Annotated in this window: 12 protein-coding genes; 8 read left to right on the top strand and 4 right to left on the bottom strand. The window is 70.5% G+C overall.

All coding sequences use genetic code 11. The features are described 5' to 3' along the window. Positions 1-17 precede the first annotated feature (17 nt). Both sufB and ACFY8O_RS11790 read right to left on the bottom strand, forming a co-directional pair. Positions 18-1,439, bottom strand: a complete 1,422-nt coding sequence (sufB, locus tag ACFY8O_RS11795) for a Fe-S cluster assembly protein SufB (protein ID WP_145802436.1) — start codon at positions 1,437-1,439, stop codon at positions 18-20. After that, complete coding sequence (locus ACFY8O_RS11790) at positions 1,436-2,185, bottom strand: helix-turn-helix transcriptional regulator (RefSeq protein WP_145802434.1); 750 nt, start codon at positions 2,183-2,185, stop codon at positions 1,436-1,438. The genes sufB and ACFY8O_RS11790 overlap by 4 nt, the downstream gene beginning before the upstream one ends. A gap of 321 nt (positions 2,186-2,506) precedes the next feature. Here ACFY8O_RS11790 and ACFY8O_RS11785 point away from each other — a divergent pair, with 321 nt between their 5' ends. The 3 genes from ACFY8O_RS11785 to ACFY8O_RS11775 all read left to right on the top strand — a co-directional run bounded on the left by ACFY8O_RS11785 (position 2,507) and on the right by ACFY8O_RS11775 (position 5,374). Next, entirely contained in the window at positions 2,507-3,433 is a 927-nt protein-coding gene (locus ACFY8O_RS11785) for an ABC transporter ATP-binding protein (RefSeq protein WP_387900827.1), read from the top strand. Continuing rightward, positions 3,430-4,197, top strand: a complete 768-nt coding sequence (locus ACFY8O_RS11780) for an ABC transporter permease (protein WP_387900825.1) — start codon at positions 3,430-3,432, stop codon at positions 4,195-4,197. The genes ACFY8O_RS11785 and ACFY8O_RS11780 overlap by 4 nt, the downstream gene beginning before the upstream one ends. 196 nt (positions 4,198-4,393) lie before the next feature. After that, the gene (locus ACFY8O_RS11775) at positions 4,394-5,374 is read left to right on the top strand and encodes a COX15/CtaA family protein (RefSeq protein WP_145802428.1); all 981 of its coding nucleotides are present in this window, start codon (positions 4,394-4,396) and stop codon (positions 5,372-5,374) included. Positions 5,375-5,445: 71 nt separating this feature from the next. On the opposite strand, the gene ACFY8O_RS11770 is transcribed toward ACFY8O_RS11775, so the two are convergent. Continuing rightward, on the bottom strand, positions 5,446-5,808 hold the full coding sequence (locus ACFY8O_RS11770; RefSeq protein ID WP_387900824.1) for a hypothetical protein: 363 nt from the start codon (positions 5,806-5,808) through the stop codon (positions 5,446-5,448). 100 nt (positions 5,809-5,908) lie between these two features. Then, positions 5,909-6,862 (bottom strand): heme o synthase, encoded by a 954-nt coding sequence (locus ACFY8O_RS11765; protein ID WP_167526127.1) that lies wholly within the window; start codon positions 6,860-6,862, stop codon positions 5,909-5,911. Between the two features lie 285 nt (positions 6,863-7,147). On the opposite strand from ACFY8O_RS11765, the gene tkt reads away from it, so the two are divergent. The 5 genes from tkt to pgl are packed head-to-tail and all read left to right on the top strand — an operon-like array spanning position 7,148 to position 13,733. Beyond that, positions 7,148-9,235, top strand: a complete 2,088-nt coding sequence (gene tkt / locus ACFY8O_RS11760) for a transketolase (RefSeq protein WP_387900823.1) — start codon at positions 7,148-7,150, stop codon at positions 9,233-9,235. A 34-nt stretch (positions 9,236-9,269) separates the two neighbouring features. Beyond that, positions 9,270-10,388, top strand: coding sequence for a transaldolase (tal, locus tag ACFY8O_RS11755; RefSeq protein ID WP_387900821.1), 1,119 nt, complete (start codon positions 9,270-9,272; stop codon positions 10,386-10,388). A gap of 5 nt (positions 10,389-10,393) precedes the next feature. Continuing rightward, the gene (zwf, locus tag ACFY8O_RS11750) at positions 10,394-11,926 is read left to right on the top strand and encodes a glucose-6-phosphate dehydrogenase (RefSeq protein ID WP_387900819.1); all 1,533 of its coding nucleotides are present in this window, start codon (positions 10,394-10,396) and stop codon (positions 11,924-11,926) included. Beyond that, positions 11,923-12,954 carry a glucose-6-phosphate dehydrogenase assembly protein OpcA gene (gene opcA, locus ACFY8O_RS11745; RefSeq protein WP_387900817.1) on the top strand — a complete coding sequence of 344 codons (1,032 nt, stop codon included), beginning with the start codon at positions 11,923-11,925 and terminating at the stop codon, positions 12,952-12,954. The genes zwf and opcA overlap by 4 nt, the downstream gene beginning before the upstream one ends. Beyond that, positions 12,951-13,733 (top strand): 6-phosphogluconolactonase, encoded by a 783-nt coding sequence (gene pgl / locus ACFY8O_RS11740; protein ID WP_387900816.1) that lies wholly within the window; start codon positions 12,951-12,953, stop codon positions 13,731-13,733. Before opcA ends, pgl begins: the two co-directional genes overlap by 4 nt. Positions 13,734-13,813: the final 80 nt, after the last annotated feature.

Raw genomic sequence — 13,813 nt, 5'->3', positions numbered from 1 at the left:
CTCGGTCGGTGGGTGTCCTAGCCGACCGAACCCTCCATCTGCAGCTCGATCAGCCGGTTGAGCTCCAGGGCGTACTCCATGGGCAGCTCCTTCGCGATCGGCTCGACGAAGCCGCGCACGATCATCGCCATGGCCTCGAACTCCGTCAGGCCCCGGCTCATGAGGTAGAAGAGCTGGTCCTCGGAGACCTTGGAGACGGTCGCCTCGTGCCCCATCGACACGTCGTCCTCGCGGACGTCGACGTAGGGGTAGGTGTCGGAGCGCGAGATGGTGTCCACGAGCAGCGCGTCGCACAGCACGTTGGACTTGGCGCCCGGGGCACCCTCACCGATCTCGATCAGGCCGCGGTAGGAGGTGCGGCCACCGCCTCGTGCCACCGACTTGGAGACGATGTTGGAGGAGGTGTTCGGTGCCATGTGGACCATCTTGGCGCCGGCGTCCTGGTGCTGGCCCTCACCCGCGAAGGCGATGGACAGGGTCTCGCCCTTGGCGTGCTCGCCCATCAGGTAGACGGCCGGGTACTTCATGGTGACCTTGGAGCCGATGTTGCCGTCGACCCACTCCATGGTCGCGCCCTCGTACGCCACGGCGCGCTTGGTCACCAGGTTGTAGACGTTGTTCGACCAGTTCTGGATGGTCGTGTAGCGGCAGCGGCCGCCCTTCTTCACGATGATCTCGACGACCGCGGAGTGCAGCGAGTCCGAGGAGTAGATCGGCGCGGTGCAGCCCTCGACGTAGTGGACGTAGGCGTCCTCGTCGACGATGATCAGCGTCCGCTCGAACTGGCCCATGTTCTCCGTGTTGATACGGAAGTAGGCCTGGAGCGGGATGTCGACGTGGACACCCTTGGGCACGTAGATGAACGAGCCACCGGACCACACGGCGGAGTTCAGCGAGGCGAACTTGTTGTCGCCGACCGGGATGACGGTGCCGAAGTACTCCTTGAAGAGCTCGGGGTGCTGCTTCAGCGCGGTGTCCGTGTCGAGGAAGATGACGCCCTGCTCCTCCAGGTCCTCACGGATCTGGTGGTAGACGACCTCGGACTCGTACTGCGCGGCGACACCGGCGACCAGGCGCTGCTTCTCCGCCTCCGGGATGCCGAGCTTGTCGTACGTGTTCTTGATGTCCTCGGGCAGGTCCTCCCAGGACTCCGCCTGCTTCTCCGTGGACCGGACGAAGTACTTGATGTTGTCGAAGTCGATGCCGGAGAGGTCGGAGCCCCAGTTCGGCATGGGCTTCTTGCCGAACAGCTTCAGGCCCTTGAGCCGGAGCTTCAGCATCCACTCCGGTTCGTTCTTCTTCTCCGAGATGTCGCGGACGACAGCTTCGGACAGGCCGCGCTTCGCCGCCGCGCCTGCCGCGTCGGAGTCGGCCCAGCCGAATTCGTACGTACCCAGACCCTCGAGCTCAGGGTGGGCAGTCTCCGTAGGGAGCGTCATGCGGGGTTCCTCCCGGCCGTACTTGCAGATGCTGAATGGGTGGTCTGTGAAGCCTGTGGCGCTGCGGGGCTGCTGCGCGGGACGAACGTCGTGCACACACCGTCGCCGTGGGCGAGGGTGGCGAGACGCTGCACATGGGTCCCGAGCAGGCTGGAGAAGAATTCCGTCTCCGCCTCGCACAGCTGCGGGAACTGCTCGGCGACGTGGGCCACCGGGCAGTGGTGCTGACACAGCTGCTCGCCCTGCTGAGGGGCCGGCGCGCTGCGCGCCGTAGCAGCGTACCCGTCGGCGGACAAGGCCTTGGCCAGCGCCTCGGTGCGCGCCTCGGGGGCCGCGGCCTCGACGACGGCGCGGTACCTCTCGGACTGGGCGGCCATTCTGGCGCGGGCGAAGGCGACGAGCGCCTCGTCCCCCGCCGTCTCGGCGATCCAGCGCAGCGCGTCGGCGGCGAGCTTGTCGTAGGACTGGTCGAAGGCGTCCCGGCCGCAGTCGGTGAGGGCGAACACCTTGGCCGGGCGGCCACGGGTCCGTGCCCCGTAGACCCGCTGCTCGCGGGCCTCGACCACGTCGTCGGAGACGAGGGCGTCCAGGTGCCGCCGGACGGCCGCCTGGGTCAGGCCGACCCGCTTGGCCAGGTCGGCCGCGGTGGAGGGGCCGTGGTCCAGGATGGAGCGCGCGACCCGGTTGCGCGTCGAGCGCTCACCGGTCGCGAGTTCCTCCTGAGGAGCCTCGCCAGCGTATTTCACAACGCCATTGTTGCGTAATTCCTTCGAGCGTGACAACCCGCCCCTGAGGGACGGCACGGTGCGGTGCATCACTTAGGCGAACCTAAGTTGACCTGCGGAAACGACGATCACCGTGCGGCCTTCGCAGGTCGGGACGCCGACGGGCGCGAGCGCCGAGGTTCTGGCGCACGACGGGCCGTGCCCCGCGCGAGGCGTCCGCCGGGGGCCGTCCGTGGGCGCGCCGCGGGGGCCTGCCGCCTGCGGCGCGCTCCCCTGCCCGCGCCGCGGGCGAGGGTGCCCTCCTGCGGGAGGCCCGTGCTCCCCCGCCTAGACTTGCCCGCCATGAGCAGTGAGCCCGTCGTACAGGCCAGGGGCCTCGTCAAGCGGTACGGCAGCAAGACGGCGGTGAACGGCCTCGACCTGAAGGTCGCGGCGGGCGCGGTGACCGCGGTCCTCGGCCCCAACGGCGCCGGGAAGACCACCACCGTCGAGACCTTCGAGGGCTACCGCCGCCCCGACGAGGGCACCGTACGGGTGCTCGGCCTGGACCCCGTCGCCGACGCCGCCCGGCTCCGCCCGCGCATCGGCGTCATGCTCCAGTCCGGCGGCGTGTACTCCGGCGCCCGCGCCGAGGAGATGCTGCGCCACATGGCGAAGCTCCACGCCGACCCGCTGGACGTCGGCGCGCTCGTCGAGCGCCTCGGGCTCGGCGGCTGCGGGCGGACCACCTACCGCCGGCTCTCCGGCGGCCAGCAGCAGCGCCTGGCCCTGGCGATGGCTGTCGTCGGCCGCCCCGAGCTGGTCTTCCTGGACGAACCGACCGCGGGTCTCGACCCGCAGGCCCGCCGCTCCACCTGGGACCTGGTCCGCGAGCTGCGGGCCGACGGCGTGTCGGTCGTGCTCACCACCCACTTCATGGACGAGGCCGAGCAGCTCGCCGACGACGTCGCCGTCATCGACGCGGGCCGGGTCATCGCCCAGGGCAGCCCCGAGCAGCTGTGCAGGGGCGGCGCCGAGAACACCCTGCGCTTCACCGGCCGCCCGGGCCTGGACCTCGGGTCCCTGCTCAAGGCGCTGCCCGACGGCAGCGAGGCGGCCGAGCTCACCAGCGGGGCGTACCGGATCACCGGGCAGATCGACCCCGAGCTGCTGGCCACCGTCACCTCCTGGTGCGCCCAGCACGGCGTGATGCCGGACGGGATCGCGGTGGAGCGCCACACCCTGGAGGACGTCTTCCTCGAACTGACCGGCAAGGAGCTGCGCGCATGAGCGCCGGTACGTACACCCCCCGGCCGGGCGCGGCCCCGCTGCCCCGCATGATCGCCGCGCAGGCCGCGCTGGAGACGCGGATGCTCCTGCGTAACGGCGAACAGCTGCTGCTGACGGTGGTCATCCCGACCCTGCTGCTCGTGCTGTTCAGCGCGGTCGACATCGTGGACACGGGGGCGGGTGAACCGGTCGACTTCCTGACGCCCGGCATCCTCGCGCTCGCGGTGATGTCCACCGCCTTCACGGGTCAGGCCATCGCGACCGGCTTCGAGCGGCGCTACGGGGTGCTCAAGCGGCTGGGTGCCTCACCGCTGCCGCGCTGGGGCCTGATGGCCGCGAAGACCCTCGCGGTGCTGGTCACCGAGGTGCTGCAGATCGTCCTGCTGACGGTGATCGCCTTCGCGCTCGGCTGGTCGCCGGAGGGCGGTCCCTTCGCCGTGCTGCTGCTCCTGGTGCTGGGAACCGTGGCCTTCTCCGGGCTCGGGCTGCTGATGGCGGGCACGCTCAAGGCCGAGGCGACCCTGGCGGCGGCCAACCTGGTCTTCCTGCTGCTGCTGGTCGGCGGAGGGGTCGTCGTGCCGCTGGACAAGTTCCCGGACGCGGCACAGTCGGTCCTGGGCCTGCTGCCGATCGCCGCCCTCTCCGACGGGCTACGGGACGTCCTCCAGCACGGCGCCGCGATGCCCTGGGGCGACGTGGCGATCCTCGCCGCCTGGGCGGTGCTGGGGCTGGGTGCCGCGGCGAAGTTCTTCCGCTGGGAGTGAGCGGGCGCGGCGCCGCCCGGCGAGCGCGGGCGACGTACGGCCGGCCCCGGCCGGGCGGGCGCCGATGACGTACGGGGGCGCTCCCCGCCCCGCGCGGCCGTCCCCTGCCGGGCCTCACCGGTGGCGCACCGCCGATGTCCCGGCTCATCCGGGAATGGCCACCCCTCGTGAAAACATGCACAAGCCGTTGCCTACGATGGTGCGCGTGGAAACCCCCCTCTCCTACATCGCCAAGCGCTGGACACCGTCGATGAGGACGGCCAAGCGAGCCGCGCTCTCCGCGGTCGTGATGAGCGTTTTCATCATCGTCACCGGCGGCGCGGTCCGGCTGACCGGTTCCGGTCTGGGCTGCGACACCTGGCCCAAGTGCACGGACGACAGCCTCTTCGCCACGCCCGAGCAGGGCCTGCACGGGGCCATCGAGTTCGGCAACCGGATGCTGACGTACGTCCTGTCGGCCGCGGTCGGCTGGGCGATCATCGCGGCGCGCTCCCTGAAGCCCCGCCGGCGCGGCCTCACCCGGATCGCCTGGCTCCAGTTCTGGATCGTGATGGGGAACGCCGTCATCGGCGGGATCACGGTCTGGGCGGGCCTCAACCCGTGGTCGGTGGCCGGGCACTTCCTGCTCGCCAACGGCCTGCTCACCGTGGCCGTCCTCACCTGGGTGCGGATCGGCGAGGGTGACGGGGCGCCGCGTCCGCGCGCCCCCCTCCCGGTGCGCCGGCTGGCCTGGGCCGTCGTGGCCACCACGGTCGTGCTGATCGCCCTCGGCACCACCGTGACCGGTTCCGGCAAGCACGCCGGCGACAGCAGCGACGTACCGCGGATGCCGTGGGACTGGAGCGCCGCGGCGCACGTCCACGCGATCGCCGCCTGGGTCGTCTGCGCGCTGGCCCTCGCGATGTGGTTCGCCCTGCGCGTCGTCGACGCCCCCGCCGACACCCGGGCACGCGCCCGGGACCTGCTGATCGTGCTCCTTGCGCAGGGGGGCATCGGTTACGTCCAGTACTTCAACGACGTGCCGGAGATCCTGGTCGGCCTGCACATGCTCGGCTCGTCCCTGATGTGGATCGCGGTCCTGCGCCTGCTGCTCTCGATGCGTGAGCGCCCGGCGGCCGAGGCGTCCGTGCCCGCCCCCGCGTCCGGACAGCAGCCGGAGCACGCACCCGCGGTCTGATCCCGCACGTACGACGGCCTCGGCCCCCCACCCGGACGGGTGGGGGGCCGAGGCCGTCGTACGTGCGGGTCTCAGCCGTTGGACGGGCCGCCGACCTGGATCCCGGCCATCCGGGACCACTCGTACGGACCGGTGCGGACCTTGGCGGCGAACTCTCCGTCGAAGTCCTCGTGCACCGTGATGCCGGCCTTCCGCACGGCGCTCTCGGCGACGGCGTAGGAGGGCGCGACCAGATCGCCCCAGCCGCCGTCCTCGCCGACCAGCACGATGCGGGTGCCCGTCTGGCCGATGTAGGCGAGCTGCCCCTCGGCACCGCCGTGCGCCGCGGCGAAGGCGCCGATCTGCTTGGCGAGCTTCGCCGCCTTGCGCTCCGCACGGGCCGCGTGCCTGCTGTCGTCCGTCTGCTGGGTCTGGGCCTCTGCCGTCTCTGCCATGGACAGGATGCTACCGACGGGTACGGCAACGGGCGACGGGCGGGGGGCGTGGCGTGGGCCACGTCCCCCGCCCGTCGGCGGAGCTCCGGTGCGTGCGGGACTACCTCAGGAAGGGGTCCACGGCGACGGCGACGAAGAGGAGCGAGACATAGGTGATGGACCAGTGGAAGAGCCGCATCTCCTTGAGCTTGGCACCGGTGACGCCGGCCTTGGCCCGGTTCTGCAGACCGTGCGCCTCCCAGAGCCAGAAGCCACCGGTCAGCAGTGCCACCAGCGTGTAGAACCAGCCGGTGTAGCCCAGCGGGGTGAGCAGGAGCGAGACGCCGACCATCACCCAGCTGTAGATCACGATCTGGCGGGCCACCACCCGATTGGAGGCGACGACCGGGAGCATCGGGACGCCGACCCGGGCGTAGTCCTCCTTGACCTTCATCGACAGCGGCCAGTAGTGCGGCGGCGTCCAGAAGAAGATGACGGCGAAAAGAATGACCGCGGCCCAGCTCATCGAATTGGTCACGGCGGACCAGCCGATGAGGACGGGCATACAGCCGGCGATTCCGCCCCAGACGATGTTCTGCGAGGTGCGGCGCTTCAGCAGCATCGTGTAGATGACGACGTAGAACAGAAGTGCGCCCAGCGCGAGGGCCGCGGAGAGCCAGTTGACGAGCAGCCCGAACCAGACCGTGGAAATCACTCCGAGCGCGATTCCGAAGGCCAGGCACTCCCGGGGGCTCACCATGCCGGTGACGAGAGGGCGCTGCGAGGTGCGGTCCATCAGCGCGTCGATGTCACGGTCGATATACATGTTGAGCGCATTGGCGCCACCCGCGGAGAGATATCCGCCGATGGTGGTGGTGACCACGAGCCAAAGATCGGGCACGCCCTGAGCCGCCAGGAACATCACCGGAACGGTGGTGATCAGCAGCAACTCGATGATGCGCGGCTTGGTAAGAGCCACGAATGCCTTGATGCGGGCGCCGAACGGGCGCTGGCCCGCCGGGCTCGGAGTCAAGGCGACCCCTGCGGGTCGGGACTCGACGGCCGTCACGCACACCCCTGACAGAGAAATCCCAGCAAGCTCCGGGCAGGAAGACCGGTAAAGACTTGCGCGAACCAGACCACTGTAGACGTTGGGCACACGCCGCCCTTCGCGGGGGTGGGCTCGTGTTGGGGTGGCGCAGAAGTGAACGGGAGCGCTCATACGGGAGGCGAACTCCGCAGGTCGCCCGCACTGTGGAAAGGGCAGAAGTAGGGCCTTGCGTCGGGGGTAGGCTCGACAATGCCCGGTGCGGTAACCAGTCACCGGTTTACGAACAGTGGAGAGGAGCCCTGACTCAGGGTGAGCACCAAGCCGACCACCACAGACCTCCAGTGGACCGAATTGGACCAGCGGGCCGTGGACACCGTCCGCGTCCTCGCCGCGGACGCCGTACAGAAGGTCGGAAACGGCCACCCGGGTACGGCGATGAGCCTGGCTCCCGCCGCGTACACCCTCTTCCAGAAGGTGATGCGGCACGACCCGGCCGACGCGGACTGGACCGGACGCGACCGGTTCGTCCTCTCGGCCGGCCACTCCAGCCTGACGCTGTACATCCAGCTCTACCTCGCCGGGTACGGCCTGGAGCTGGACGACCTCAAGGCGTTCCGCACCTGGGGTTCCAAGACCCCCGGCCACCCGGAGTACGGCCACACCACCGGTGTCGAGACGACGACGGGCCCGCTGGGCCAGGGTGTCGCCAACGCCGTGGGCATGGCGATGGCCGCCCGCTACGAGCGCGGTCTCTTCGACCCGCAGGCCGCCCCCGGCACCTCCCCGTTCGACCACATGGTCTGGGTCATCGCCGGAGACGGCTGCCTCCAGGAGGGCATCTCCGCCGAGGCGTCCTCGCTGGCCGGTCACCAGAAGCTCGGCAACCTGGTGCTGCTGTGGGACGACAACCACATCTCGATCGAGGGCGACACGGAGACCGCGGTCTCCGAGGACACCCTGAAGCGTTACGAGTCCTACGGCTGGCACGTCCAGCGCGTGGACCAGCTGCCCAGCGGCGACCTGGACCCCGAGGGTCTGTACCGCGCGCTGCAGGCCGCCAAGGCCGAGACCGAGCGCCCGTCGTTCATCGCGGCCCGCTCGATCATCGCCTGGCCCGCCCCGAACGCCCAGAACACCGAGGCCGCGCACGGCTCGGCGCTCGGCGACGACGAGATCGCGGCCACCAAGCGGGTGCTCGGCTTCGACCCGGAGAAGACCTTCGAGGTCTCCGACGAGGTCATCGCGCACACCCGTGAGGCCCTGGACCGCGGCCGTGAGGCCAAGGCCGAGTGGGAGAAGTCCTTCGCCGCGTGGCGCACCGCCAACCCGGAGCGCGCCGCCGAGTTCGACCGCATCGACGCGGGCGAGCTGCCCGAGGGCTGGGAGGACCACCTCCCGGTGTTCGAGGCCGGGCACGGCGTCGCCACGCGCGCCGCCTCCGGCAAGGTCCTCCAGGCGCTCGGCGGTGTCATCCCCGAGCTGTGGGGCGGCTCCGCCGACCTGGCCGGCTCGAACAACACCACGATCGACAAGACGTCGTCGTTCCTCCCGGCCGGCAACCCGCTGCCCGAGGCCGACCCGTACGGCCGGACGATCCACTTCGGCATCCGCGAGCACTCCATGGCCGCGGCCATGAACGGCATCGCGCTGCACGGCAACACCCGCATCTACGGCGGCACCTTCCTGGTGTTCTCCGACTACATGCGCAACGCCGTCCGGCTCTCCGCGCTGATGCACCTGCCGGTCACCTACGTCTGGACGCACGACTCGATCGGCCTCGGCGAGGACGGCCCGACGCACCAGCCGGTCGAGCACCTGGCCTCGCTGCGCGCCATCCCGGGCCTCAACGTGGTCCGTCCGGGCGACGCCAACGAGACGGCGATCGCCTGGCGCGAGATCCTCAGGCGCGGCAAGAAGGACTTCGGCACGAGCGCTCCGCACGGTCTGGCCCTCACCCGCCAGGGCGTCCCCACCTACCCGGCGAACGAGAACGCGGCCAAGGGTGGCTACGTCCTCTTCGACGCCGAGGGCGGCGAGCCGAAGGCCGTTCTGATCGCCACCGGCTCCGAGGTCCAGCTGGCCGTGGAGGCCCGCGACGAGCTCCAGGCCGCCGGCGTCCCGACCCGCGTGGTCTCGATGCCGTGTGTCGAGTGGTTCGAGGAGCAGGACCAGACGTACAAGGACAGCGTGCTGCCGCCGTCCGTCAAGGCCCGGGTCGCCGTCGAGGCGGGGATCGGCCTGACCTGGTACCGGTACGTGGGCGACGCGGGCCGGATCGTCTCGCTGGAGCACTTCGGTGCGTCCGCCGACGCCAAGGTCCTCTTCCGCGAGTTCGGCTTCACCGCCGCACACGTGGCGGAAGCCGCCCGGGAATCTCTCGCCGCCGCTGCGCGCTGACGCGGACATACGACAAGTAGGAGATGTAATTCTCATGACAGACGCACTCAAGCGCCTCTCCGACGAGGGCGTGGCGATCTGGCTCGACGACCTGTCCCGCACTCGGATCACCTCCGGCAATCTCGCCGAACTGATCGACCAGAGTCACGTCGTGGGTGTCACGACCAACCCGTCGATCTTCCAGAAGGCGATCTCGCAGGGCCACGGTTACGACCAGCAGCTCACGGACCTCGCCACCCGCAAGGTCACGGTCGACGAGGCCATCCGCATGATCACGACGGCGGACGTGCGCGACGCCGCCGACATCCTGCGCCCGGTCTTCGACGCCACCGACGGCCAGGACGGCCGGGTCTCCATCGAGGTCGACCCGCGCCTGGCCCACCACACCGCGGCCACCGTCGCCGAGGCCAAGCAGCTGGCCTGGCTGGTGGACCGGCCGAACACGCTCATCAAGATCCCGGCGACCAAGGCCGGCCTCCCGGCGATCACCGAGGTCATCGGCAAGGGCATCAGCGTCAACGTCACGCTGATCTTCTCGCTGGAGCGCTACCGCGAGGTCATGGACGCCTACCTGGCGGGCCTGGAGAAGGCGAAGGCCGCCGGCCTCGACCTCTCCAAGATCCACTCGGTGGCCTCCTTCTTCGTGTCCCGCGTGGACACCGAGATCGACAAGCGCCTGGACGCCATCGGCAGCGACGCGGCGAAGGCCGCCAAGGGCAAGTCCGCCCTGGCCAACGCCCGCCTGGCGTACGAGGCGTACGAGGAGGTGTTCGGCGGCGACCGCTGGGCCGCCCTGGACAAGGCGCAGGCCAACAAGCAGCGCCCGCTGTGGGCCTCCACCGGCGTCAAGGACCCGTCCCTCAAGGACACCCTCTACGTCGACGACCTCGTCGCCCCCAACACGGTGAACACCATGCCGGAGGCGACCCTGGAGGCCGTGGCCGACCACGGCGAGATCTCCGGCAACACCGTGGCCGGACGTTACGACCAGGCCCGTGCCGACCTCGAGGCCATCAAGGCGCTCGGGGTCAGCTACGACGACGTCGTCCAGCTGCTGGAGGACGAAGGCGTCGAGAAGTTCGAGGCCGCCTGGATCGACCTGCTCAACTCGACCGAGGCCGAGCTCAAGCGCCTCGCTCCTTCGGAGGGCTGACCACCTTGTCTGGTGTTCCCGGAGCCAACCCGCTCCGTGACGCTCAGGACCGACGGCTCCCGCGTATCGCGGGGCCGTCGGGCCTGGTGATCTTTGGCGTCACGGGCGATTTGTCCCGTAAAAAGCTGATGCCCGCCGTCTACGACCTGGCCAATCGCGGCCTGCTGCCGCCGGGCTTCTCGCTCATCGGCTTCGCGCGCCGCGACTGGGAGGACGAGGACTTCGCCCAGGTCGTCCACGACGCCGTCAAGGAGCATGCCCGCACCCCCTTCCGCGAGGAGGTCTGGCAGCAGCTCAGCCAGGGCATGCGTTTCGTCCAGGGCAACTTCGACGACGACGAGGCCTTCGAGACCCTCAAGAGCACGATCGAGGAACTCGACAAGGCGCAGGGAACGGGCGGCAACTTCGCCTTCTACCTCTCCGTGCCGCCGAAGTTCTTCCCCAAGGTCGTCCAGCAGCTCAAGAAGCACGGGCTGGCCGACCAGAAGGAAGGCACCTGGCGACGGGCCGTCATCGAGAAGCCCTTCGGCCACGACCTGGAGAGCGCGCAGGAGCTGAACCAGCTCGTGCACGACGTCTTCCCGCCGAACGAGGTCTTCCGTATCGACCACTACCTCGGCAAGGAGACGGTCCAGAACATCCTGGCGCTGCGCTTCGCCAACACGATGTGGGAGCCGATCTGGAACAGGTCGTACGTCGACCACGTCCAGATCACGATGGCCGAGGACATCGGCATCGGCGGCCGGGCCGGCTACTACGACGGCATCGGCGCGGCCCGTGACGTCATCCAGAACCACCTGCTCCAGCTGCTGGCGCTGACGGCGATGGAGGAGCCCGGCTCCTTCCACCCGAAGGCACTGGTCGCCGAGAAGCTCAAGGTGCTCACGGCGGTGGAGCTGCCCGAGGACCTGGGCAAGCACACGGTGCGCGGCCAGTACGCGCACGCCTGGCAGGGCGGCGAGGAAGCGCTCGGCTATCTGGAGGAGGACGGCATCGACCCCAAGTCGAAGACCGACACCTTCGCCGCGATCAAGCTGACGATCAACAACCGCCGCTGGGCGGGCGTGCCGTTCTACCTCCGCACCGGCAAGCGCCTCGGCCGCCGGGTCACGGAGATCGCGGTCGTCTTCAAGCGCGCTCCCTACCTGCCCTTCGAGTCCGGTGCGACGGAGGAGCTGGGCGGCAACGCCCTGGTCATCCGGGTGCAGCCGGACGAGGGGGTCACGGTCCGGTTCGGCTCCAAGGTCCCGGGCACGTCCATGGAGGTCCGGGACGTCACGATGGACTTCGCCTACGGCGAGTCCTTCACCGAGTCCAGCCCGGAGGCGTACGAGCGGCTCATCCTCGATGTCCTGCTCGGCGACGCCAACCTCTTCCCGCGCCACCAGGAGGTCGAGCTCTCCTGGAACATCCTCGACCCGATCGAGGAGTACTGGGACAAGCACGGCAAGCCCGCCCAGTACGCGGCCGGCACCTGGGGTCCCGCCGAGGCCGACGAGATGCTCGCACGCGACGGACGGAGCTGGCGCCGGCCATGAAGATCGATCTCACGGAAACCACGTCCAGCAAGATCAACCAGGCCCTGATCTCGGCGCGCCGCTCCATCGGCACGCCGGCCATCGGCATGGTGCTCACCCTCGTCATCGTCACCGACGAGGAGAACGCCTACGACGCGCTCCGGGCGGCGAACGACTCGTCCCGCGAGCACCCGTCGCGGATCATCGCGGTGATCAAGCGGGTCAGCAAGTCGCCGCGCGCCAAGCGCGACGCACGGCTCGACGCCGAGATCCGGGTCGGTTCCGACGCCGGCTCGGGCGAGACCGTCGTGCTGCGTCTGCACGGCGAACTGGCCAACCACGCCCAGTCGGTCGTCCTGCCGCTCCTGCTGCCGGACGCCCCGGTCGTGGTCTGGTGGCCCGAGGACGCCCCGGCCGACCCGGCCAGGGACCCGCTGGGCGCGCTCGCCCAGCGCCGCATCACCGACACCTACTCCGCCGAGCACCCGCTCGACGAGCTGGCGGTGCGCGCGGCGACGTACCGGCCGGGCGACACCGACCTCGCCTGGACGCGCATCACCCCGTGGCGCTCCATGCTGGCGGCGGCACTCGACCAGCAGCCCGCGCAGGTCGTCTCGGCGACCGTCGAGGGCGAGTCCGACAACCCGAGCTGTGAACTGCTGGCCATGTGGCTGGCGGACCGGCTCGGGGTGCCGGTGGAGCGCATCCTGTCCAACGGCCCCGGTCTGACGGCCGTCCGGATGGAGAGCAAGAGCGGCACGATCGTCCTCGACCGTCCCGACGGCTCGCTGGCCACGCTTTGCATGGCCGGTCAGCCCGACCGCGCGGTCGCGCTGAAGCGGCGGGAGACGGCCGAGCTCCTCGCGGAGGAGCTGCGCCGCCTGGACCCGGACAACATCTACGAGTCCACGGTGAAGTTCGGCGTGGAGCGCCTCGGCGGTCCCACGGAGCCCTCGTCGGTCGGGACCGGGCAGAAGCGGCCCGAGCCGACGGGTGCCGCGGCGCCCGCCGCGAAGAAGGCGGCGGCCAAGAAGGCGGCGTCGAAGTGAGCACTCCGCAGCTCGTCGTGCACCGCGACAAGGAGCTGATGGCCCAGGCGGCGGCGGCCCGGCTGATCACGAAGATCGTGGACGCCCAGGCCGCCCGTGGCTCGGCCTCGGTGGTGCTCACCGGCGGGCGCAACGGCAACGGCCTGCTGGCCGCGCTCGCCTCCTCGCCCGCGCGGGACGCGATCGACTGGTCGCGGCTCGACCTGTGGTGGGGTGACGAGCGGTTCCTGCCGGACGGCGATCCGGAGCGCAATGTCACGCAGGCCCGCGAGGCCCTGCTGGACAAGGTGGAGCTGGACCCCTCCCGGGTCCACGCGATGCCGGCCTCGGACGGTCCGTACGGCGGGGACGCGGATGCCGCGGCCGCGGGGTACGCCGCGGAACTGGCCGCCGCTGCGGGTCCGGAGGACCACGGGCCGGTACCGACGTTCGACTTGCTGATGCTGGGCGTCGGCCCGGACACCCATGTCGCGTCGCTCTTCCCGGAGCTGCCCGCGGTGCGGGAGACCGAGCGCACCGTCGTCGGTGTGCACGGCGCCCCCAAGCCGCCCCCGACCCGGGTCACCCTCACGCTGCCGGCCATCCGCGCCGCGCGCGAGGTCTGGCTGCTGGCCGCGGGTGAGGACAAGGCGGAGGCGGCGGAGATCGCCCTCTCCGGTGCCGGAGAGATCCAGGCCCCGGCCGCCGGGGCGTACGGCCGCGGCCGCACGCTGTGGCTGCTGGACGCCGCGGCGGCCTCGGGGCTGCCGCGCGCGCTGTACCCGCCGGCTTCGGCATAGGCGCACGACAGGGAGGCCCTGCCCCCGCTCCCCGGAGCGGAGGCAGGGCCTCCTGCCGTGCCTGCGGGGCGAGGCGCCCG

Source organism: Streptomyces argenteolus (assembly GCF_042902585.1).
Lineage (GTDB): Bacteria > Actinomycetota > Actinomycetes > Streptomycetales > Streptomycetaceae > Streptomyces > Streptomyces argenteolus.
Note: the sequence above shows the minus strand (reverse complement) of the source record. Positions and strands in the feature narration are given on the sequence as shown.

What these genes read in the sequence shown, in the direction of transcription:
- sufB (WP_145802436.1), bottom strand. Translation starts at nt 1,439, where the DNA reads ATGACGCTCCCTACGGAGACTGCCCACCCTGAGCTCGAGGGTCTGGGT.
- ACFY8O_RS11785 (WP_387900827.1), top strand. Translation starts at nt 2,507, where the DNA reads ATGAGCAGTGAGCCCGTCGTACAGGCCAGGGGCCTCGTCAAGCGGTAC.
- ACFY8O_RS11780 (WP_387900825.1), top strand. Translation starts at nt 3,430, where the DNA reads ATGAGCGCCGGTACGTACACCCCCCGGCCGGGCGCGGCCCCGCTGCCC.
- ACFY8O_RS11775 (WP_145802428.1), top strand. Translation starts at nt 4,394, where the DNA reads ATGGTGCGCGTGGAAACCCCCCTCTCCTACATCGCCAAGCGCTGGACA.
- ACFY8O_RS11770 (WP_387900824.1), bottom strand. Translation starts at nt 5,808, where the DNA reads ATGGCAGAGACGGCAGAGGCCCAGACCCAGCAGACGGACGACAGCAGG.
- tal (WP_387900821.1), top strand. Translation starts at nt 9,270, where the DNA reads ATGACAGACGCACTCAAGCGCCTCTCCGACGAGGGCGTGGCGATCTGG.
- opcA (WP_387900817.1), top strand. Translation starts at nt 11,923, where the DNA reads ATGAAGATCGATCTCACGGAAACCACGTCCAGCAAGATCAACCAGGCC.